The sequence below is a fragment of the Pseudomonas sp. Pdm06 genome (assembly GCF_014851795.1).
Lineage (GTDB): Bacteria > Pseudomonadota > Gammaproteobacteria > Pseudomonadales > Pseudomonadaceae > Aquipseudomonas > Aquipseudomonas fluorescens_AA.
Genome location: NZ_JACVAH010000021.1, coordinates 91,989 through 112,388, shown reverse-complemented (window position 1 = coordinate 112,388; position 20,400 = coordinate 91,989). Strand labels below are relative to the sequence as shown.

Sequence of the window (20,400 nt, the reverse complement as noted above, 5' to 3'; positions counted from 1 at the left end):
GCTCAGCAATCGTTGGTTACATCTTTGATTTCTCGCGGAGTAACTTGTGATGCTGATAATCTGTTGACTAGCAGTCTGACTCCACAAGCACCCACACGAATTGCTTGATTCAGTTGTTAAAGAGCGGCTGGCTGAGTCTTTCGTCTCAACCGAGGCGCGCATTCTACAGCGCCCCGTGTATCTGTCAAGCGGTTATTTTAAGAAGTTTTCAAAGTTTCCTTATCAACTTCAACCACTTGCGCTTCCGATCTCTCGTTAGCGGGAGGCGAATTCTACAGCGTTACTCGCTGCTGTCAACACCTCTTTTTCACCGCTTTCGACCGAGAAGATCGAACCGCATATAGAGTCAAACAACACCACTCTATCTGCTCCTTCCAGACTTCGATGAACTGAAGCCCTGCACCTTCGAAACCTACTTAACTCGTTGAATCTCAAGGAGTTTTCCGTTTCGACTGCGCCGGAAGTGGGGCGAATTATAGACGTCCAGAATTTGCCGTCAACACCTATTTTCACAATTCTGTCACATCAGTCAAAAAGTCCCGGAAATACAGAGGCCGACGCCAAGGGCGCCGGCCTCTTCACTGACTGACTACAAGCTGGGGAACGCGAACTGTGAAGCCTCATGGCTAGCACGCTGCGGCCAGCGCTGGGTAATCGCCTTGCGGCGGGTATAGAAACGTACGCCGTCCGGGCCATAGGCGTGCAGGTCGCCGAACAGCGAACGCTTCCAACCGCCAAAGCTGTGATAGGCCACAGGCACTGGCAATGGAACGTTGACCCCCACCATACCAACCTCGATCTCGTCGCAGAACAACCGCGCCGCTTCGCCATCGCGGGTGAAGATGCAGGTGCCGTTGCCATACTCGTGATCATTGATCAGTTGCATCGCCTCCTCCAGGCTGTTGACCCGGACGATGCACAGCACCGGCCCAAAGATCTCTTCCTTATAGATGCGCATCTCGGGGGTCACACGATCGAACAGGCAGCCACCGAGGAAGAAGCCCTCCTCATGCCCAGCCACACTCAAGCCGCGACCATCGACAATCAGCGAAGCACCCGCCGTCACACCCTCTTCTATATAGCCACTGACCTTGTCCCGGTGCTGACCGGTCACCAACGGCCCCATGTCCAGCCCGCAAGACGTGCCGGCGCCGATCTTCAGCGCCTTGATCTGCGGCACCAGCTTGGACACCAGTGCATCCGCCACCTGGTCGCCGACACACACCGCCACCGAAATCGCCATGCAACGCTCGCCGCACGAACCGTACGCCGCGCCCATCAGCGCGCTGACGGCATTGTCCAAGTCGGCATCCGGCATCAGCACCGCATGGTTCTTCGCCCCACCCAGTGCCTGGACACGTTTGCCACGTCGAGTGCCCTCGGCATAGATGTATTCGGCAATCGGCGTCGAACCGACAAAACTCAGCGCCTTCACTTCCGGCGCTTCGATCAGCGCATCCACTGCGGCCTTGTCGCCATGGACCACGCTCAAGACGCCCTTGGGCAAACCGGCTTCCAACAGCAACTGGGCGATCAGCAACGTCGAACTCGGGTCGCGCTCGGACGGTTTGAGAATGAAGCAGTTACCGCAGACGATCGCCAGCGGATACATCCACAGCGGAACCATCGCCGGGAAGTTGAACGGTGTGATGCCCGCCACCACGCCCAAGGGTTGAAAGTCTGACCAGGCGTCGATATTCGGTCCTACGTTACGGCTGTATTCGCCTTTCAGGATTTCTGGCGCTGCACAGGCAAACTCGACGTTCTCGATGCCGCGCTTGAGTTCACCGGCCGCGTCTTCCAAGGTCTTGCCATGTTCTTCGCTGATCAACTGGGCGATACGCGCCTCGTTTTGCTCCAGCAATTGCTTGAAACGGAACATGACCTGTGCACGCTTGGCCGCTGGAGTATTGCGCCAGGCCGGGAAAGCCGCCTTGGCGGCGTCGATAGCCTGCTGGATGGTCGCGCGATCAGCCAACGGCACCTTATGGATGGCCTGGCCAGTGGACGGGTTGAACACATCGGCGGTGCGAGTACTGTCGTTCAGCAGTTCGCCATTGATCAAATGCGGGATGAGGCTCATGGGGGACTCCGGAATTATCAACAGGCGCCCGTGACCGGACGCCCGCTATCGAAAGCTATAGAGAAGGACGCATCAGTCGAGCTTGTTCAGCACTTCACCGACGGCGTCGAACAGGCGATCCAGGTCCTGCGGCTTGCTGTTGAACGTAGGCCCGAACTGCAGGGTGTCGCCGCCGAAGCGCACATAGAACCCGGCTTTCCACAACGCCATGCCGGCCTCGAACGGACGCACGATGGCATCGCCATCGCGCCCGGCGATCTGGATCGCGCCGGCCAGGCCATAGTTGCGAATGTCGATGACGTTCTTCGCGCCCTTCAAACCGTGCAGCGCATTCTCGAAATGCGGGGCGATCTCGGCCACGCTCTGCACCAGGTTTTCCTTTTGCAGCAGGTCCAGCGCCGCCAGGCCAGCCGCGCAAGCCACCGGGTGCGCCGAATAGGTGTAGCCGTGGGGGAACTCCACCGCGTACTCAGGCGTCGGCTGGTTCATGAACGTCTGGTAGATCTCGCTGCTGGCAATCACCGCGCCCATGGGGATCGCGCCATTGGTGACTTGCTTGGCGATGCACATCAGGTCCGGGGTCACGCCAAAGCTGTCGGCACCGAACATCGAACCGGTGCGACCGAAACCGGTGATCACTTCGTCGAACACCAAGAGAATGCTGTGCTGGTCGCAGATTTCCCGCAGGCGCTTGAGGTACCCCTCAGGTGGCACCAGCACCCCGGCCGACCCCGCCATCGGTTCGACGAACACTGCGGCAATGTTGGATGCATCGTGCAGTTCGATCAGTTTCAGCAGCTCATCGGCCAAGGCGATGCCACCCTCTTTCGGCATGCCACGGGAATAGGCGTTGCTGGCCAGCAAGGTGTGGGGCAAGTGATCGACATCCATCATCGCCTGGCCGAACAACTTGCGGTTGCCGCTGACGCCGCCGAGGCTGGTACCGGCGATGTTCACCCCGTGATAACCACGGGCACGGCCGATCATCTTGGTCTTGGTCGCCTGGCCCTTGAGACGCCAGTAGGCGCGGACCATCTTCACCGCGGTATCGGCGCACTCGGAGCCGGAATCGGTGAAGAACACGTGATTGAGATTGCCCGGGGTCAGGCTGGTGATTTTTTCCGCCAACTGGAACGACAGCGGATGACCGTACTGGAACCCCGGCGAGTAATCGAGGGTGCCCAGTTGCTTGGCGACCGCTTCCTGGATTTCCTTGCGGGTGTGCCCGGCGCCGCATGTCCACAGCCCCGACAGCGAGTCGTACACCTTGCGCCCCTTGTCATCCACCAACCAACTGCCTTCGGCGGCGACGATCAGGCGCGGATCGCGCTGGAAATTGCGGTTGGCGGTGTAGGGCATCCAGTGGGCATCGAGCTTGAGCTGGCTGGCCAGGGAACCGGCAGCGTGTTCGGGCATGTTCATCGACAAAAACCTCGCAGGTCATAAGCGACAGGGAATCGAAAGCGTTCTTGCAGCTAAGTTGCCACGGCGATAAAGTCGATGAAATGCAACTTTTGTAACCTTCAGTCGGCGGATCACTAAACTATGAGCGCGCGTCGTCCCGATCCACTGGCCCAGGTCAGCGACTTTGATATTCGCCTGCTGCGCATTTTTCGCAGCGTCGTGGAATGTGGTGGGTTTTCCGCCGCGGAAACCGTGCTGGGCATCGGCCGCTCGGCCATCAGCCAGCAGATGAGCGACCTCGAACAGCGCCTCGGTTTGCGTCTGTGCCAACGCGGGCGCGCGGGGTTTTCCCTGACGGAGGAAGGGCGCGAGGTGTATCAATCGGCGTTGCAGCTATTGAGCGCACTGGAAAGTTTTCGCACTGAGGTCAACGGCCTGCACCAGCACTTGCGCGGTGAGTTGACCATCGGCCTGACCGACAATCTGGTCACCCTGCCCCACATGCGCATCACCCACGCCCTGGCGCAATTGAAAGAGCGCGGGCCCGACGTGCAGATCCAGATTCGCATGATCGCCCCCAACGAGGTCGAGCAAGGCGTGCTCGACGGGCGCTTGCATGTCGGCGTGGTCCCCCAGGCCAGTGCCCTGTCAGGGCTGGAATATCAACCGCTGTACAGTGAACGATCGCTGCTGTACTGCGCGGTCGGGCATCCACTGTTTTATGTCGATGACCAACAGCTTGAAGACGCTCGCCTCAACAGCCAGGATGCCATCGCCCCCACGTTCCGCCTGCCGGCCGAGATCCAGGCCCACTACCAGGCGCTCAATTGCACCGCGAGTGCATCGGACCGTGAAGGCATGGCGTTCCTGATTCTCACCGGGCGCTACATCGGTTACCTGCCTGATCACTACGCCAACCTCTGGGTCCAGCAAGGTCGGTTGCGGGCCTTGAAACCCGCGGCACGGTTCTATGACCTGAGCCTGGCGTCGGTGACGCGCAAGGGTCGCCGGCCTCATCTGGTGCTGGAGAGTTTCCTCGAGAGCCTGGCGGCAACCCGCTGATCTCCTCAGCCCCCTTGTGGGAGCGAGCTTGCTCGCGATAGCGATAGATCATTCACATTACCGCTGACTGACCAACCGCTATCGCGAGCAAGCTCGCTCCCACAGATGTTTAGCCGGGTTTTAGTGTGATGGCACTTGTCGGATTGATGCCGGTGCGCTATCAACGCATTTGCTTGCCCACAGACCCAGCCCGGAAACGCCCATGACCTTTGAAGTCCCAGCCCACAGTGGCAAGCCCACCAGTCGCATTCGTCAAAAGAATGAAGAGACGATCCTCAAGGCTGCCGAAGATGAATTCGCTCGCCACGGGTTCAAAGGTACCAGCATGAATGCCATCGCCCTCAAGGCTGGGCTGCCCAAGGCGAACCTGCATTATTACTTCACCAATAAACTCGGCTTGTACGTAGCGGTACTGAGCAACATCATCGAATTGTGGGACAGCACCTTCAATACCCTCACCGCCGAGGATGATCCGGCCGAAGCCTTGACCCGCTATATCCGCGCCAAAATGGAGTTCTCTCGTCGCCAACCCCAGGCATCGCGGTTGTTTGCCATGGAAGTGATCAGCGGTGGCGAATGCCTGACCGAGTATTTCAACCAGGATTATCGCGCCTGGTTCAATGGTCGTGCGGCCGTGTTCCAGGCCTGGATCGACGCCGGCAAGATGGACCCGATCGATCCGGTGCACCTTATTTTCCTGTTGTGGGGCAGCACCCAGCATTACGCCGACTTCGCCACCCAGATCTGTCGCGTGACCGGTCGCAGCAAGTTGACCAAGCAAGACATGATCGACGCGGGTGACAACCTGATCCGCATCATTCTCAAGGGCTGCGGCCTGACACCCACTCTTTAAGATCGCCATGCCCTTTACCCTTGCCGGTTTTTGCGAGTACCGCGAAGAAATTCGCAAAAGCCGCTTCATCACCTTCGCCGCGCCCATCACAAGCCCCGCCGATGCCCAAGCGTTCATCGAGCAGCACAGCGACCTGGATGCCACGCACAATTGCTGGGCCTGGAAACTCGGCGACCAATACCGCAGCAACGACGATGGCGAACCAGGTGGCACCGCCGGGCGGCCGATCCTGGCCGCGATCGAAGCCCAGGCCTGCGATCAAGTCGTGGTGCTGGTGATTCGCTGGTACGGCGGGATTCAACTGGGCACGGGTGGGCTCGCCCGGGCTTACGGCGGCGGTGCGAACAAATGCCTGCAAAACGCCGAAAAAATCGAACTGATCAGCCGTGTGCCGCTGCACTGTAGCTGCGGGTTCGCCGAACTGCCCCTGGTGAAACTGCGCGTCGCCGAGTGTGGCGGGCTGGTGAATGAAGAACGCTTCACCGCCAATGGCGTAGACCTGCAATTGGCCGTGGGTGAAGCTCACATCGAAACCTTGCAAGCGCAACTGGCCGGCCTGAGCCGTGGACGGATCTTGTTGGAGCGTTGAGTTCGCGGCTTGCGACCTTTCAGAGCGTCGCGCAATCGTTCAACTTGCCCACATCCACTGTGCACCCGACTGTGGATAACCTGAGCACATTCCTCTGTAACCCTTCTGTCATGCGGGTTTTAGAGGGTTGCTCATTTTTCGTCCAAAGTCCTGCCCAATCGACAAATCCATCTGCAAAACAAATGCTTGCAGGGGTTTATCACCTTTAGAAGAAAGCCTCGCAGTGCTTATGCCCGAGTTTCCGGCTTGCGCACAATAACTGTGGAGCAACCTGTGGATAACCCGTTCATGGCTCCTCCCGCCCCAAGAAGATCATGGCTCGCGGCCGCTTGTTCAATTTTTAACCACCCATTTCAGGGCAAACCGATGCCTGCGTAAAACGTGCGCGCTCCAACCCGGTGCAGAATTTTCTGTTGCAGGTCTCCAGCCCATACGCAGAAGGCCTTGCCGACAGGCCCAAGGTATTTTCCTGACCTTATGGCCAGGAAATTGCTTTATCCACAGGCATTCCTGTCCATCGGCCCGAGCTTGCCATGTCCAACCCCGACTCCATCGCGCGCCTGCAACTGCGCAAGATCAGCAAACGCTACCCCGGTTGCCTGGCCAACGACGCCATCGACCTGAGCATCCAGCCCGGCGAAATCCACGCCCTGCTCGGCGAAAACGGTGCGGGCAAAAGCACCCTGATGAAGATTATCTACGGCGTCACCCCTGCCGATTCGGGTGAAGTGATCTGGCAAGGCCAGCACGTCAACCTGCGTAACCCGGCCCAGGCTCGCAGCCTGGGCATCGGCATGGTGTTCCAGCATTTCTCGCTATTCGAAACCCTCACCGTTGCGCAGAACATTGCCCTGGCAATGGGCGCTACGGCCGGTTCGCCAGCACAGCTGGAACCCCGGATTCGCGAAGTGTCCCGACGCTACGGCATGGCGCTGGAACCGCAGCGGCTGGTTCACAGCCTGTCGATTGGCGAGCGCCAGCGGGTAGAGATCATTCGCTGCCTGATGCAGGACATTCGCTTGTTGATTCTTGATGAGCCGACCTCGGTGCTCACGCCCGTGGAAGCCGAAGAGTTGTTCGTGACCCTACGTCGCCTGGCGAGCGAGGGCTGCAGCATTTTGTTTATCAGCCACAAGCTCGGAGAGGTGCGAGCCTTGTGCCACAGCGCCACGGTACTGCGGGGCGGGCGGGTTTCGGGGCATTGCACCCCGGCGCATTGCTCGGACCGGGAGCTGGCACAACTGATGGTCGGCGAAGCGGCCGGGCTGATCACAGACTACCCCAAGGCCAGCGCAGACAAAGCCTTCCTGCAAATCAACAAGCTGTCCTGGCACAACCCGGACCCGTTCGGCTGCTCGCTGAGGGACATTGATCTTGAAGTCTGCAGCGGCGAAATCGTTGGCATCGCCGGGGTGGCGGGCAACGGCCAGGACGAATGGCTGGCGTTGCTCAGCGGAGAAACGCAGCTTCCCCGCCAGCAAGGCGAAACGATCCGATTCGCCGGTCAACCCGTCGCGCACCTGCGCCCCGATGCCCGTCGTCGACTCGGCCTGGCATTTGTCCCCGCCGAACGCCTGGGCCACGGCGCCGTGCCGCAATTGAGCCTGGCGGATAACGCCTTGCTCAGCGCTTTCCAACAGGGCCTGGTCAGTCATGGGCTGATTCGACGCCGTCAGGTCGAACACCTGGCCGAGGAAATCATCCGTCGCTTTGGCGTGAAGACACCTGACACCCGAACCCCGGCACGCAGTCTTTCGGGGGGCAACTTGCAGAAATTCATTCTTGGCCGGGAAATCCTCCAACAGCCAAAACTGCTGGTGGCCGCGCACCCGACCTGGGGCGTGGACGTCGGGGCGGCGGCGACCATCCATCGCGCCCTGATCGCCCTGCGCGATGCGGGCGCGGCCATTCTGGTGATCTCCGAAGACCTCGACGAACTGTTCCAGATCAGCGACCGCCTCGGCGCCTTGTGCGGCGGGCGCCTGTCGGCCTTGCGCCCCACGGGCGAGACCCGGCTCAGCGACGTCGGCGGCTGGATGGCCGGCCAGTTCGACGCCCCTCAATCCCCTGCCCCCGCGCCGGTATAACGGAGTTCCACATGCTGCTTTCTCTCGAACCCCGTGGCCAGCAATCGCGCCTGATGCTCTGGTGCTCGCCGCTGCTGGCCGCCGTGTTGACCCTGGGCTGCGGCTCGCTGCTGTTCATCACCCTGGGGCATGACCCGTTGCAAACGCTGTACACCCTGTTGATCGCCCCGATCAGCGACCTGTACGGCGTGTCCGAGTGGCTGGTCAAGACCTTGCCGATCCTGCTCTGCGCCCTCGGTCTGGCAGTGGCCTATCAGGCGCGGATCTGGAACATCGGCGCCGAAGGCCAACTGCTGCTGGGCGCCCTGGCCGGCAGTGCCTTGGCGGTGAACATCATCGGCGTGCAAAGCCGCTGGGCATTGGTGCTGATCCTGCTGACCGGCACCCTGGCAGGGGCGGCTTGGGCCGGACTCACGGCGTGGCTGCGCACGCGTTTCAATGCCAACGAAATCCTGACCAGCATCATGCTCAATTACATCGCCCTGAACCTGCTGCTGTTTTGCGTTCACGGGCCGTTGAAAGACCCGGCGGGTTTCAACTTCCCGGAGTCGGCGATGTTCGGCGAGGCCAGTCGCCTGCCGTTGCTGCTGGAGGATGGCCGGGTCCATGCCGGGCTGTATTTCGCCCTGCTGGCGTTGGTGGCGGTGTGGGTCTTGCTGCAGAAAAGCTTCGTCGGTTTTCAGATCAAGGTGCTGGGCCTCGACGCCCGCGCCGCCGGTTTCGCCGGCTTTCGCCAGAAGCCGCTGGTGTGGCTGGCGCTGTTGATCAGCGGTGCGCTGGCCGGGCTGGCCGGCGTCTGCGAAGTGACCGGGCCGATCGGCCAACTGGTGCCACAGGTGTCGCCGGGCTACGGCTATGCGGCGATTACCGTGGCATTCCTGGGACGGCTCAATCCCATCGGCATTCTGTTTGCCAGCCTGTTGATGGCGCTGCTGTACATCGGCGGCGAGAGCGCGCAGATGTCGTTGAACCTGCCCCAGGCGATCACCCAGTTGTTCCAGGGGATGATGCTGTTTTTCCTGTTGGCCTGCGACGTGCTGATCCTCTACCGGCCACGCCTGAACCTGCGCTGGACCCGGCGCGCCCGAACCACTGCGGTACAGGCAGGAGCCCTGTGATGGATATCGACCTGTTGAGCAATATTTTCTACGCCATGGTCCGCTGCGGCACACCCCTGCTGCTGGTGGCCCTGGGTGAATTGGTCTGCGAAAAAAGCGGCGTCCTCAACCTGGGCCAGGAAGGCATGATGCTGTTCGGCGCGGTGATCGGCTTTATCGTCGCGTTCAACAGCGGCAACCTCTGGCTCGGCGTGCTGCTGGCGATGGCCGCCGGAATGCTGTTGTCGGCATTGTTCGCGCTGGTGGCGCTGGTGTTCAACGCCAATCAGGTGGCCACCGGGCTGGCGCTGACGATTTTCGGGGTGGGCCTGTCGAGTTTTGTCGGCGCGGCCTGGGTCGGCAAACCGCTGGCGGGATTCGAGCCGCTGGCCATTCCCTACCTGAGCGACATCCCCTTGGTCGGACGGATGCTGTTTGCCCAGGATCTGCTGGTTTACCTGTCCTTCGCATTGTTTGCACTGGTGGCGTGGGTGATCATGAAAAGCCGCACCGGACTGATCATCCAGGCCGTCGGCGAGAATCCGGATGCCGCCAGCGCCATGGGCCTGCCGGTATTGCGGGTGCGGACCCTGGCGGTGCTGTTTGGCGGCGCCATGGCCGGGTTGGCCGGCGCCTATCTATCGTTGGCCTACACGCCGATGTGGGCCGAGAACATGAGCGCCGGCCGTGGCTGGATCGCCCTGGCCCTGGTGGTATTCGCCAGTTGGCGAGTGTGGCGCCTGCTGTTGGGTGCCTACCTGTTCGGTCTCGCCAGCATCCTGCACCTGGTGGCCCAGGGCTTGGGGCTGGCGATTCCATCGAGTCTGCTGGCAATGCTGCCCTACGCCGCGACCATCGTGGTGCTGGTGCTGCTGTCCCGGGATGCCGTGCGCACCCGGCTGTATGCGCCGGTGTCACTGGGGCAGCCTTGGCAGGCGGGGCATTGAGATAGACCGCGGCGCACCTATCGCGAGCAAGCTCGCTCTCACACTAGACCAGGTGAACACTGAGTTCAGGTTTGACTCAGGCCCCCTGTGGGAGCGAGCTTGCTCGCGATGAGGCCCGAACAGGCAACACCTGAACCACACCCCACACCACCTCCAAAAACAGGAAAACCCACAACACCGCACTGGCCCCATGAAGCAGCGCATACAACTGCCAGGCCGCAAACAGAAACCGCCCCGCCGCGTCATACCGTCCGTACAGCGGTTGCGGATCACGAATCCGCAGCACCGCCCACACGCAGACAATCGAGCCCAGCAAATTCACCATCAGCATATGTGCCGGCGCAAACGGCGGCAGTTCTCCAGGCAGGTCAAATAGCTGAGTCAGGCTCATCAACACACCATGCAACGCCGCAAAGCTCCACGGCGTGGCCAGCACAGCCGACACGATAAGGTCGTACCAGGCGCTGCCGCGCACCACCTGGCGATATTGCATCGAACTCCACATACACATTGCTCCAGATAATTGGGGAGCGAAAAGGCTAAAGCCTGGGGTATGCTCCAAGGTCAAGCCCTCCGGAGTTGTTCATGCGTATCGGTGAATTAGCCCAAGCCTGCGCCGTCAGTCGAGACACGTTGCGCTTCTACGAACAGCGGGGCCTGATCGCGGCAACGCGCAGTGCCAATGGCTATCGCGACTACCCCGCCGACGTGGTCCAACTGGTGCTCTATATCAAGACCGCCCAGCGCCTGGGCTTTACCCTGGGCGAGATCGGCGCCAGCGTCGCCGCCCTGTGGAACGCTCCCGACCCCGACTGCGCGGTAACGCAATTGCTGCAAGACAAACTGAACCTGATCGAAACCCGCATGACCGAACTCGACGCGTTGCGCCACGAGCTGAAACAACGGCTCGGGCAACGTTGTCCATTAAACCCGTGACCTTTTTCTTTCAAGGATGCCCCTCATGACTTCGGCAAGAAACGCATTGATCATCGGCGCCTCCCGGGGCCTGGGCCTCGGTCTGGTGAAGACGCTGCTCAGCGACGGCTGGAACGTGACCGCCACCGTGCGCAACCCGCAGAACGCAGAAGCTTTGAAGGCGCTGGGCCCGGTGCGCATTGAAAAACTCGACATGGACGACCAGCAAGCCGTCATCACCCTGAGCCAGCAGCTCAAGGGCGAGACCTTCGACCTGCTGTTCGTCAATGCCGGCGTCAAAGGCCCGGACAACCAGAACCCAGGCGGCGCGACGCTGGCGGAAGTCGGCCAACTGTTCTTCACCAACGCCGTGGCACCGATCAACCTGGCCCAGCGCTTCGTCGGCCAGATCCGCGACGGCAGCGGCGTGCTGGCGTTCATGAGCTCGGTGCTGGGCAGCGTGACCATGCCCGACGCGCCGGAACTGGCGCTGTACAAGGCCAGCAAGGCGGCGCTCAACTCCATGACCAACAGCTTCGTCAGCCAACTGGGCGAGCAGGCATTGACCGTGCTGTCGCTGCACCCGGGTTGGGTCAAGACCGACATGGGCGGTGAAGGGGCGGACATCGATGTCGAGACCAGCACCCGCGGGTTGATCGACCAGGTCAATGCCTTCGCCGGCAAGGGTGGGCATCACTTCGTCAACTACAAGGGCGAAACGATTCCCTGGTAACCCCATCTTTCCTCTGTGGGAGCGAGCTTGCTCGCGATGACGGCCTCACATCCAACATGGATGTCGACTGATCTACCGCTATCGCGAGCAAGCTCGCTCCCACAGGGTTCTCGGCCTGACACTGGATCTGCGCCCGGCAACCTGAGTAAACTCCACCCTCGCCCACCCAACGGGCGACCCTGGATCAGCAGACAGGGCATCACTGAGCTGGCTAACCTGAACCCACTTTCAGAGGAGCCGGCCACCATGCCTGCGACCCGTACCTGGTTAAAAAATCCCCTGGCCATTTTCACCGCCAACGACCTCGATGCCCGTGGCGGTCTCGTCCTGCAGGACGGTGTGATCGTCGAACTGCTGAGCGCCGGCCAACAACCCGCCCAGCCCTGCGACCACATCTTCGACGCGCGCGAACATGTGATCCTGCCGGGGTTGATCAACACCCATCATCACTTCTACCAGACCCTGACCCGCGCCTGGGCGCCGGTGGTGAACCAGCCGTTGTTCCCGTGGCTGAAGACCCTCTATCCGGTGTGGGCGCGGCTGACCCCGGAAAAACTCGCCCTGGCGAGCAAAGTGGCCTTGGCCGAATTGCTGCTGTCGGGCTGCACCACGGCGGCCGACCACCATTACCTGTTTCCCCAAGGCCTGGAACAGGCCATCGACGTGCAAGTGCAAAGTGTCCGTGAGCTGGGCATGCGCGCGATGCTGACCCGCGGTTCCATGAGCCTGGGCGAGGCCGACGGAGGCTTGCCGCCGCAGCAGACCGTGCAGCAGGGCGAGGTGATTCTCGCCGACAGCCAGCGCTTGATCGCCGAGTACCACGAGCGCGGTGACGGCGCCCGGATCCAGATTGCCCTGGCGCCCTGCTCACCGTTTTCGGTCACGCCCGAGATCATGCAAGCCAGCGCCGAGCTGGCGGAGCGACTCGATGTACGCCTGCACACGCACCTGGCCGAGACCCTCGATGAAGAGGACTTTTGCCTGCAACGCTTCGGCCTGCGCACCGTGGATTACCTGGACAGCGTCGGCTGGCTCGGCCCCCGTACCTGGCTGGCCCACGGCATTCATTTCAACCCGGATGAAATCGCTCGTCTCGGCGCCGCCGGCACCGGCATTTGCCATTGCCCCAGTTCCAACATGCGCCTGGCCTCGGGCATCTGCCCGACCCTGGAGCTCACCGCCGCCGGCGCTCCCGTGGGCCTGGGGGTAGACGGTTCGGCGTCCAACGATGCCTCGAACATGATCCTCGAAACCCGCCAGGCGCTGTACATCCAGCGCCTGCGCTACGGCGCTCAAGCGATCACGCCAGAACGCGTACTGGGCTGGGCGACCCGGGGCTCGGCGCAACTGCTTGGGCGCAGCGATATCGGCGAACTGGCCGTGGGCAAGCAGGCCGACCTGGCGCTGTTCAAGCTCGATGAGCTGCGTTTCTCCGGCAGCCACGACCCGATCTCGGCCCTGCTGCTGTGCGGTGCGGACCGGGCGGATCGGGTGATGATCGGTGGGCAATGGCGAGTGATCGACGGGCAGGTCGAGGGGTTGGACTTGAAGGGGCTGATTGCCGATCACAGCCAGGCGGCGCGGGAATTGATCGCCGGCGCCTGACCGGACGCCATCGCGGGCAAGCCTTGCTCCCACAGGTCTCGCGGCAAGACTGCCCTCATAAACACCCGCCATTCACTGTGGGAGCAAGGCTTGCCCGCAATGCTCTTCTAGAGGCCCAGCAAGGACAACATGATAAACGTCGCAAACAACACAAAGTGGGTCATGCCTTCGATGGCATTGGTTTCACCATCATTGAGGTTGATCGCGCTAACGATCAGGGTGATGAAGATCATCACCGTCTGCACCGGGGTCATGGCCATCTGGAAGGGCTGGCCGGTGTAGAGGGCCATGGCCTCCATCACCGGCACGGTGAGGATCACCGTGGACAGCGAAGCGCCCAATGCAATGTTCACCACCGACTGCATGCGGTTCGCCAGGGCGGCGCGCAAGGCGGTGAGGATTTCCGGTGCGGCGGAAATCGCGGCCACCAGGATCGCCGTGACCACCGGCGGCGCGCCCGAGCCTTCCAGCCCCAGGTCGATGGCCTTGGACATGACTTCGGCGAGGGCGCCGATCACCACCACGCCAAACACCAGGGCACCGATGGAAAACGTCAGGCTGATGGGTTTCGGCTCGTTTTCCACCGGCTCTGTCTTGCGGCGTTTTTCCGGGTAGCTGTAGCTGAAGAAGTAACTGTGGGGCCCGACCTGCATGCGCAGGAACAGGGTGTACAGCACGATCATCGCGCCGATAGTAAATGCCGAATACATTTTCCAGTTCTGCTGGGGAATGAACTCCGGCACCACCATCGACACGCCCATGGCCGTGAGAATCATCACGCTGTAGGTGCGCGCCGAATCGTCGTTGTAGACCTGCTCGCCATGCTTGATCCCGCCCATCAGCGCCGCCAGCCCGAGGATGCCGTTGATGTCGAGCATCACCGCCGAGTAGATCGTGTCCCGCACCAACGTCGACGACGCTTCGTTGCTCATCATGATCGCCAGGATCACCACTTCCACCAGCACCGCCGACAGGGTCAGGATCATCGTGCCGTAGGGATCACCGACCTTTTCCGCCAACAGCTCGGCGTGATGGGCCACGCGCATGGAGGCGGCGACGATGAAACCGATCAGCACCAGACCGCCGATCAACGCGACCCCTTGCCCGCTGCCCAGCAACCAGTGCTCTAGCGGATAGGCCATACAGGCGGCGACCAGCGCCAGCAACAGCAGTTTTTCTTGCTTGATCAGCGTGAGCATCGCGGGCCTGTCACTGTGAGCGGGGTCATGAGTTACTGACTGTAGGGGGCGGCGAACGTTTCGTTCGGTGTGATGCACCAGGGGGTGGCGTTTGCAGGCAGGGCGCACCTTTATTGTTCTCAAGGGCCTCATCGCGGGCAAGCCTTGCTCCCACAAGTGCGCCGCGATGCCTGTGGGAGCAAGGCTTGCCCGCGATGGCGGCATCAAGACGTCGAACATTTGTTGTCTTGTTGGTCAGCATTTTGCATTGGTGCTGTACAGCCAACCTCACAACAAAATGGAGTTCGAGTTCATGCACAAACGCCCCTTGAAGAAGTTGCTTTGCGCCGTCGTCGCAGCCGTCGGCCTGGGCGCCGGCCTGAATGCCAGTGCCGCCGACCCGCTGAAGGTCGGCTTCGTCTACATCGGCCCGATCGGCGACCACGGCTGGACCTATCAGCATGAGCAAGGGCGCAAGGAGCTGGCGGCGAAATTCGGCGACAGGATCACCACCAACTACGTAGAAAACGTACCGGAGGGGGCCGACGCCGAGCGGGTGATCCGCAACATGGCCAAGGACAAATACGACCTGATCTTCACCACCTCCTTCGGCTACATGAACCCGACGCTGAAAGTCGCCAAGCAGTTCCCCAAGGTGATCTTCGAACACGCCACCGGCTACAAGCAGGACAAGAACCTGGGCACGTACCTGGCCCGCACCTACGAAGGCCGCTACGTCGGCGGTTTCCTCGCGGCCAAGATGACCAAGACCAAGAAGATCGGCTACGTCGCCTCCTTCCCGATCCCGGAAGTCATCCGCGACATCAACGCCATCCAACTGGCCCTGAACAAATACAACCCCGGTACCGAGATCAAGGTGGTGTGGGTCAACTCCTGGTTCGATCCGGGCAAGGAAGCCGACGCCGCCAACGCGCTGATCGACCAGGGCGTGGACGTGGTGTTCCAGCACACCGACAGCCCGGCGCCGATCCAGGCCGCCGAACGACGTGGCGTCTATGCGGTGGGCTACGCTTCGGACATGGCCCACTTCGGTCCCAAGGCGGTACTGACATCCATCGTCAACGACTGGGGCCCGCATTACATCCAGGCGACCCAGAGCGTGCTCGACCACAACTGGAAATCCCAGGATTACTGGGGCGGCCTGAAGGAAGGCACGGTAAAACTGCCGATCAGCGACCTCGTGCCGGCAGCAGTCAAGGGCGAAGCCGAGCAGATCATCGCCGACATCGAGAGCGGCGCCTTCCACCCGTTCACCGGCCCGATCAAGGACCAGGCCGGCGTCGAGAAAATCCCCGCGGGCGCGAGCGCCACCAACGCGGAACTGGCGTCGATGAATTATTACGTCGAAGGCATGAAGGCCGAGATTCCCAAATAGCCTTCAAGCCCAACATCAATCCCATGTGGGAGCGGGCTTGCTCGCGAAGGCGGAGCATCAGTCAACATTGATGCTGAATGTACCGCCGTCTTCGCGAGCAAGCCCGCTCCCACAATGGGGCCTCTATTCCATTTCAGGACAGCCGCATGAACAGCCTGCCCATCATCGACATCAGCCCGCTCTACGGCGATGAACCCGACGCCTGGCAAGCCGTCGCCGGGCAAATCGACCGCGCCTGCCGCCAGTGGGGCTTTTTCTACATCAAGGGCCACCCCATCAGCCCGGCGCGCATCGCCGAGGTGCTGGGCAATGCTCAGCGCTTCTTCGCCCTGCCCGTCGAAGAAAAGCTCAAGATCGACATCACCCAGACCCGTCACCATCGCGGCTACGGCGCCGTCGCCACAGAACAACTGGACCCGACCAAGCCCAGCGACCTGAAGGAAACCTTCGACATGGGCCTGCATTTGCCGGCCGATCACCCCGAGGTGCTGGCGGAAAAACCCCTGCGCGGCCCCAACCGACACCCCGACCTGAGCGGTTGGGCAACCCTGATGGAGCAGCATTACCGTGACATGCAGGCGCTTGCGCAAACCCTGCTGCGGGCAATGACCCTGGCCCTGGGCATCGAACGGGACTTTTTCGATACGCGCTTCAACGAGCCGGTGAGCGTGCTGCGCCTGATCCATTACCCACCCCGCGATGCCGCCAGTTGCGCCGAACAGCAAGGTGCCGGCGCTCATACCGATTACGGTTGCATCACCCTGCTCTACCAGGACGCCGCCGGCGGCCTGCAAGTGCGCAACGTCAACGGCCTGTGGATCGACGCGCCGCCTATCGACGGTACCTTCGTGGTCAACCTCGGCGACATGATGGCGCGCTGGAGTAACGACCGTTACCTGTCCACGCCGCATCGGGTGATCAGCCCGCTGGGAGTGGACCGTTATTCGATGCCATTCTTTGCCGAGCCGCACCCCGATACGCTGATCCAATGCCTGCCCGGTTGCCAGGATGACGCCCACCCGCCAAAGTACCCGACCACCACCTGCGCCGAATTCCTGCTCTCGCGCTTCGCCGACACCTATGCTTACCGACGGGAGCCCCACGCCGTGTAGTGGATCAGCCGGTCAGGTTTTACCCGACAGGGCGGCCAGCCCCCTGTAGAATGCCCGCCATCGCTTCGCTGATGAGAAAAGACCATGTACGACTGGCTGAACGCCCTGCCCAAGGCTGAACTGCACCTGCACCTGGAAGGCTCCCTGGAACCCGAGCTGCTGTTCGCCCTGGCCGAACGCAACAAGATCGCTCTGCCATGGAACGACGTCGACACCCTGCGCAAGGCCTATGCCTTCAACAACCTCCAGGAATTCCTCGACCTGTATTACCAGGGTGCCGATGTGCTGCGCACCTCCCAGGATTTCTACGACCTGACCTGGGCCTACCTGTTGCGCTGCAAGGCGCAGAACGTGATCCACACCGAACCGTTCTTCGACCCGCAAACCCACACAGACCGTGGCATCCCGTTCGAAGTGGTGCTCAACGGCATCGCCGCCGCCCTCAAGGACGGTGAGCAGCAACTGGGCATCACCAGCGGCCTGATCCTGAGTTTCCTGCGCCACCTGAGTGAAGAACAAGCCGAGAAAACCCTCGACCAGGCGCTGCCGTTCCGCGAGGCCTTCGTAGCCGTGGGCCTGGACAGTTCGGAGATGGGCCATCCACCGAGCAAGTTCCAGCGAGTCTTCGACCGCGCGCGCAACGAAGGCTTCCTGACCGTCGCCCACGCCGGCGAAGAGGGCCCGCCCGAGTACATCTGGGAAGCCCTGGATCTGCTGAAGATCCAGCGTATCGACCATGGCGTGCGAGCCATCGAAGATGAGCGACTGATGCAGCGGATCATCGACGAGCAGATTCCATTGACCGTATGCCCACTGTCCAACACCAAGCTGTGCGTGTTCGACGACATGTCGCAGCACAACATCCTCGACATGCTCGAACGCGGTGTGAAGGTGACGGTGAACTCCGATGACCCGGCCTACTTCGGCGGCTACGTCACCGAAAACTTCCACGCCCTGCACACCCACCTGGGCATGACCCAGGACCAGGCCAAGTGCCTGGCACAGAACAGCCTGGATGCGCGGCTAGTAAAACCTTAGGCGTCACGATCATTCCCTGTGGGAGCGGGCTTGCCCGCTCCCACAGGGGGGGGGTAGTGTTTAGTCGGCAGCGGTCGCTTCGCTCAACTCCTCCAGCGTCTTGCCCCGGGTTTCCATCCCGAACACCCAGACCACTCCCGCCGCCACGGCGAAGCACAACGCACCCAGGGCGAATACACCGCCCTGGCCGGTGATGGGAAACACCAGGCCGGTCACCAGCGGGCCGAGCAGCGAACCGATACGCCCCACCGCCGAAGCAAAGCCCGAACCCGTGGCCCGCGCCGAGGTTGGGTACAGCTCCGGCGTGTAGGTGTAGAGCACCGCCCACATGCCAAACAGGAAAAACTGCATCAGCAACCCGGTGCCGATCAACAGGCCGACGTTGCCGCCAAACACCGCGCTCTGCCCATACAGAAACGCCATCACCCCGCCGCCCAGCAAGGTGATGATGCACACCGGCTTGCGCCCCCAACGCTCCACCAGCCAGGCCGCCATCAGGAAGCCGGGAATCCCGCCCAGGGAAATCAGCACGGTGTAATACACCGACTGAGTCACGGCGAACCCCGACTGCTGCAACAACGCGCTGAGCCAGGACGTCAGGCCATAAAAACCGAGCAAGGCAAAGAACCAGACGCTCCAGATCATCATCGTGCGCTGGCGATACAGCGGCGACCAAATCTGCGCCAGGGCCGAAAAGAAATTGCCCGGTGTGCTCTCGACCCTCGGCAGGCGGATCGGCTCCGGCAGCTCACGCCGTCCCAGTGAGGCCCGGACCTTGTCTTCGATTCGCTTGAGCACCGCGTCCGCTTCGTCCCCCCGACCGGCCTGCTCCAGCCAGCGCGGCGACTCGGGAATGAAGAAGCGAATCGCCAGGACAAACACCGCCGGCACCGCCAGCACCAGGAAGATGTCGCGCCAGCCGATCACCGGCAGCAGAAAATACGACAGCACCCCCGCCGCCACGAAACCCAGCGGCCAGAAGCCGTCCATCAAGGCGATGTAGCGCCCTCGACGCTTGGCCGGGATCAACTCCGAGAGCATCGACTGGGCAATCGGAAACTCCATGCCCATGCCGATCCCCAGCAGGATACGAAACAGCGTCAAGGTCTCGACGTCCTGGGCGGTGGAGCACAGGTAACTGGCGATGCCCCACAACACGATGCTCCACTGGAACACCGGCTTGCGCCCGAAACGATCGGCCAGCATGCCCGACAGCGACGCACCCAGCACCATGCCGAAGAAGCTGGAGCTGGCGAGCAGACCGGCCTGGGCAGTGCTCAGGCCGAACTCGGCTTTGATCGAGCCCAGCAGGAACGTCATCATCGCCAGGTCCATGGAGTCGAAGAAAAACGCCAGGGCGATGATGATGAAAATCACCCGGTGATACCCGCTGATGGGCAACCGCTCCAGGCGTTCCGCCGCGCTGTAACCGTGAGTGTCCATGCTGCTGCCTCCCCAATCCGAAAATCCCCCGGACCGAGTGTGCGCGAACCTTGCAGGCGGCTATTGCTGAATACGACCTGTCGACAGCCTTGAGCGACGCGCCAGGCGAGTTCCCTAGAACGCCATCTCTACGGCATCCTGCCGGGCGAACCGGTGGATTTCCTGCTGGCCGAGCGTCGTCACCTGCAAGGCCCGCGAATCGTTGGGCAAAGTCAGCCAACCCGACTGCATGAACAGTTGCAGCAACGCCGCCCCCAGCGCGCCACCCAGATGCGGACGACGCTCGCTCCAGTCCGGGCAAGGGCAGGCGACACGGGCGTTGCGATGGGCCAGGGCCTGGATGAACAGCCCACGCTCGGCCAGTTGATTGGCGCCCTTGTGCGTGACGATCACCCGTTGTTCGAACTGCTCGATCCATCCTGCGTCGAGCAGGCGCTGGTAGAGATCGGCCGCCAGGGTTCCCCCCAAGTGATCGTCGCACAGCCTGGCCCGCATCAACGAAGCGGGGGCCGACGGGGCTTTGGTCGGCATGGCCCGGCGCTTGAAGACATCCGGAATCTGCCGGGGCGTACTGACCAGGGTCGCGCTGGCCAGCGCTTCGACGGCCGCGCCGATTTCAGGCGCGGCCAGGCGGAAAAACCGCTTGCGACCCCGGGCTTCGACTTTCAACAGGCCGCCGGCGGACAAGCGTCCCAGATGCGCATTGGCCGAGGACGGCGACAACCCGGCGAGCAACGCCAGCTCTTCGGCCTGGCGGGCCGTGCCGTCCATCAAGGCCCACATCATTGCGCTGCGCTTGGGGTCAGCCAGCAGCGTGGCGATCTGGCTGATGCAAGGTGCATGTTCCATGTATTCACT

The 20,400-nt window shown here is 61.9% G+C and carries 18 protein-coding genes; 12 read left to right on the top strand and 6 right to left on the bottom strand.

Going from position 1 to position 20,400, the window contains the following annotated elements:
* Positions 1-589 precede the first annotated feature (589 nt).
* Positions 590-2,083: a CoA-acylating methylmalonate-semialdehyde dehydrogenase gene (locus tag IB266_RS27785; protein WP_192263708.1), complete on the bottom strand. Its 1,494-nt coding sequence runs from the start codon at positions 2,081-2,083 to the stop codon at positions 590-592.
* A 72-nt stretch (positions 2,084-2,155) separates the two neighbouring features.
* Complete coding sequence (locus IB266_RS27780) at positions 2,156-3,505, bottom strand: aspartate aminotransferase family protein (protein ID WP_060739305.1); 1,350 nt, start codon at positions 3,503-3,505, stop codon at positions 2,156-2,158.
* 123 nt (positions 3,506-3,628) lie between these two features.
* On the opposite strand from IB266_RS27780, the gene IB266_RS27775 reads away from it, so the two are divergent.
* The 6 genes from IB266_RS27775 (at position 3,629) to IB266_RS27750 (ending at position 10,122) form a co-directional block, all read left to right on the top strand.
* Positions 3,629-4,549 carry a LysR family transcriptional regulator gene (locus tag IB266_RS27775; RefSeq protein WP_072410356.1) on the top strand — a complete coding sequence of 307 codons (921 nt, stop codon included), beginning with the start codon at positions 3,629-3,631 and terminating at the stop codon, positions 4,547-4,549.
* 202 nt (positions 4,550-4,751) lie between these two features.
* Positions 4,752-5,402 carry a TetR/AcrR family transcriptional regulator gene (locus tag IB266_RS27770; RefSeq protein ID WP_060739307.1) on the top strand — a complete coding sequence of 217 codons (651 nt, stop codon included), beginning with the start codon at positions 4,752-4,754 and terminating at the stop codon, positions 5,400-5,402.
* 7 nt (positions 5,403-5,409) lie between these two features.
* Positions 5,410-5,991 (top strand): IMPACT family protein, encoded by a 582-nt coding sequence (locus tag IB266_RS27765; protein ID WP_060739308.1) that lies wholly within the window; start codon positions 5,410-5,412, stop codon positions 5,989-5,991.
* Positions 5,992-6,524: 533 nt separating this feature from the next.
* Positions 6,525-8,078, top strand: a complete 1,554-nt coding sequence (locus IB266_RS27760; protein ID WP_192263705.1) for an ABC transporter ATP-binding protein — start codon at positions 6,525-6,527, stop codon at positions 8,076-8,078.
* Positions 8,079-8,089: 11 nt separating this feature from the next.
* Positions 8,090-9,196 (top strand): ABC transporter permease, encoded by a 1,107-nt coding sequence (locus IB266_RS27755; protein WP_103311284.1) that lies wholly within the window; start codon positions 8,090-8,092, stop codon positions 9,194-9,196.
* Entirely contained in the window at positions 9,196-10,122 is a 927-nt protein-coding gene (locus IB266_RS27750; protein ID WP_192263702.1) for an ABC transporter permease, read from the top strand. Before IB266_RS27755 ends, IB266_RS27750 begins: the two co-directional genes overlap by 1 nt.
* Positions 10,123-10,198: 76 nt before the next feature.
* Here the strand turns inward: IB266_RS27750 and IB266_RS27745 are convergent, their stop codons facing one another.
* On the bottom strand, positions 10,199-10,627 hold the full coding sequence (locus IB266_RS27745; RefSeq protein ID WP_060739312.1) for a hypothetical protein: 429 nt from the start codon (positions 10,625-10,627) through the stop codon (positions 10,199-10,201).
* Positions 10,628-10,707: 80 nt separating this feature from the next.
* On the opposite strand from IB266_RS27745, the gene IB266_RS27740 reads away from it, so the two are divergent.
* The 3 genes from IB266_RS27740 (at position 10,708) to IB266_RS27730 (ending at position 13,375) form a co-directional block, all read left to right on the top strand.
* On the top strand, positions 10,708-11,058 hold the full coding sequence (locus IB266_RS27740) for a MerR family transcriptional regulator (RefSeq protein WP_053118143.1): 351 nt from the start codon (positions 10,708-10,710) through the stop codon (positions 11,056-11,058).
* Between the two features lie 25 nt (positions 11,059-11,083).
* On the top strand, positions 11,084-11,770 hold the full coding sequence (locus tag IB266_RS27735) for an SDR family oxidoreductase (RefSeq protein ID WP_192263699.1): 687 nt from the start codon (positions 11,084-11,086) through the stop codon (positions 11,768-11,770).
* Between the two features lie 246 nt (positions 11,771-12,016).
* Entirely contained in the window at positions 12,017-13,375 is a 1,359-nt protein-coding gene (locus IB266_RS27730) for an 8-oxoguanine deaminase (protein WP_192263696.1), read from the top strand.
* 107 nt (positions 13,376-13,482) lie between these two features.
* On the opposite strand, the gene IB266_RS27725 is transcribed toward IB266_RS27730, so the two are convergent.
* Positions 13,483-14,574 carry a calcium:proton antiporter gene (locus tag IB266_RS27725; RefSeq protein WP_192263694.1) on the bottom strand — a complete coding sequence of 364 codons (1,092 nt, stop codon included), beginning with the start codon at positions 14,572-14,574 and terminating at the stop codon, positions 13,483-13,485.
* Between the two features lie 292 nt (positions 14,575-14,866).
* Between IB266_RS27725 and IB266_RS27720 the strand changes: the two genes are divergently transcribed.
* The 3 genes from IB266_RS27720 (at position 14,867) to IB266_RS27710 (ending at position 18,099) form a co-directional block, all read left to right on the top strand.
* On the top strand, positions 14,867-15,949 hold the full coding sequence (locus IB266_RS27720; RefSeq protein WP_192263692.1) for a BMP family ABC transporter substrate-binding protein: 1,083 nt from the start codon (positions 14,867-14,869) through the stop codon (positions 15,947-15,949).
* A gap of 146 nt (positions 15,950-16,095) precedes the next feature.
* The gene (locus IB266_RS27715; RefSeq protein ID WP_060739316.1) at positions 16,096-17,061 is read left to right on the top strand and encodes a 2-oxoglutarate and iron-dependent oxygenase domain-containing protein; all 966 of its coding nucleotides are present in this window, start codon (positions 16,096-16,098) and stop codon (positions 17,059-17,061) included.
* An 84-nt stretch (positions 17,062-17,145) separates the two neighbouring features.
* Complete coding sequence (locus tag IB266_RS27710; RefSeq protein WP_192263691.1) at positions 17,146-18,099, top strand: adenosine deaminase; 954 nt, start codon at positions 17,146-17,148, stop codon at positions 18,097-18,099.
* 60 nt (positions 18,100-18,159) lie between these two features.
* Here the strand turns inward: IB266_RS27710 and IB266_RS27705 are convergent, their stop codons facing one another.
* Positions 18,160-19,542, bottom strand: coding sequence for an MFS transporter (locus IB266_RS27705; RefSeq protein ID WP_060739318.1), 1,383 nt, complete (start codon positions 19,540-19,542; stop codon positions 18,160-18,162).
* A gap of 114 nt (positions 19,543-19,656) precedes the next feature.
* Positions 19,657-20,391: an ArsR/SmtB family transcription factor gene (locus IB266_RS27700; RefSeq protein WP_192263690.1), complete on the bottom strand. Its 735-nt coding sequence runs from the start codon at positions 20,389-20,391 to the stop codon at positions 19,657-19,659.
* Positions 20,392-20,400: the final 9 nt, after the last annotated feature.

Coding starts and splice junctions, on each gene's coding strand:
- IB266_RS27775 (WP_072410356.1), top strand. CDS start 3,629: ATGAGCGCGCGTCGTCCCGATCCACTGGCCCAGGTCAGCGACTTTGAT.
- IB266_RS27740 (WP_053118143.1), top strand. CDS start 10,708: ATGCGTATCGGTGAATTAGCCCAAGCCTGCGCCGTCAGTCGAGACACG.
- IB266_RS27725 (WP_192263694.1), bottom strand. CDS start 14,574: ATGCTCACGCTGATCAAGCAAGAAAAACTGCTGTTGCTGGCGCTGGTC.
- IB266_RS27705 (WP_060739318.1), bottom strand. CDS start 19,542: ATGGACACTCACGGTTACAGCGCGGCGGAACGCCTGGAGCGGTTGCCC.
- IB266_RS27715 (WP_060739316.1), top strand. CDS start 16,096: ATGAACAGCCTGCCCATCATCGACATCAGCCCGCTCTACGGCGATGAA.
- IB266_RS27785 (WP_192263708.1), bottom strand. CDS start 2,083: ATGAGCCTCATCCCGCATTTGATCAATGGCGAACTGCTGAACGACAGT.
- IB266_RS27760 (WP_192263705.1), top strand. CDS start 6,525: ATGTCCAACCCCGACTCCATCGCGCGCCTGCAACTGCGCAAGATCAGC.
- IB266_RS27755 (WP_103311284.1), top strand. CDS start 8,090: ATGCTGCTTTCTCTCGAACCCCGTGGCCAGCAATCGCGCCTGATGCTC.
- IB266_RS27700 (WP_192263690.1), bottom strand. CDS start 20,391: ATGGAACATGCACCTTGCATCAGCCAGATCGCCACGCTGCTGGCTGAC.
- IB266_RS27735 (WP_192263699.1), top strand. CDS start 11,084: ATGACTTCGGCAAGAAACGCATTGATCATCGGCGCCTCCCGGGGCCTG.
- IB266_RS27710 (WP_192263691.1), top strand. CDS start 17,146: ATGTACGACTGGCTGAACGCCCTGCCCAAGGCTGAACTGCACCTGCAC.
- IB266_RS27750 (WP_192263702.1), top strand. CDS start 9,196: ATGGATATCGACCTGTTGAGCAATATTTTCTACGCCATGGTCCGCTGC.
- IB266_RS27730 (WP_192263696.1), top strand. CDS start 12,017: ATGCCTGCGACCCGTACCTGGTTAAAAAATCCCCTGGCCATTTTCACC.
- IB266_RS27720 (WP_192263692.1), top strand. CDS start 14,867: ATGCACAAACGCCCCTTGAAGAAGTTGCTTTGCGCCGTCGTCGCAGCC.
- IB266_RS27780 (WP_060739305.1), bottom strand. CDS start 3,505: ATGAACATGCCCGAACACGCTGCCGGTTCCCTGGCCAGCCAGCTCAAG.
- IB266_RS27770 (WP_060739307.1), top strand. CDS start 4,752: ATGACCTTTGAAGTCCCAGCCCACAGTGGCAAGCCCACCAGTCGCATT.
- IB266_RS27745 (WP_060739312.1), bottom strand. CDS start 10,627: ATGTGGAGTTCGATGCAATATCGCCAGGTGGTGCGCGGCAGCGCCTGG.
- IB266_RS27765 (WP_060739308.1), top strand. CDS start 5,410: ATGCCCTTTACCCTTGCCGGTTTTTGCGAGTACCGCGAAGAAATTCGC.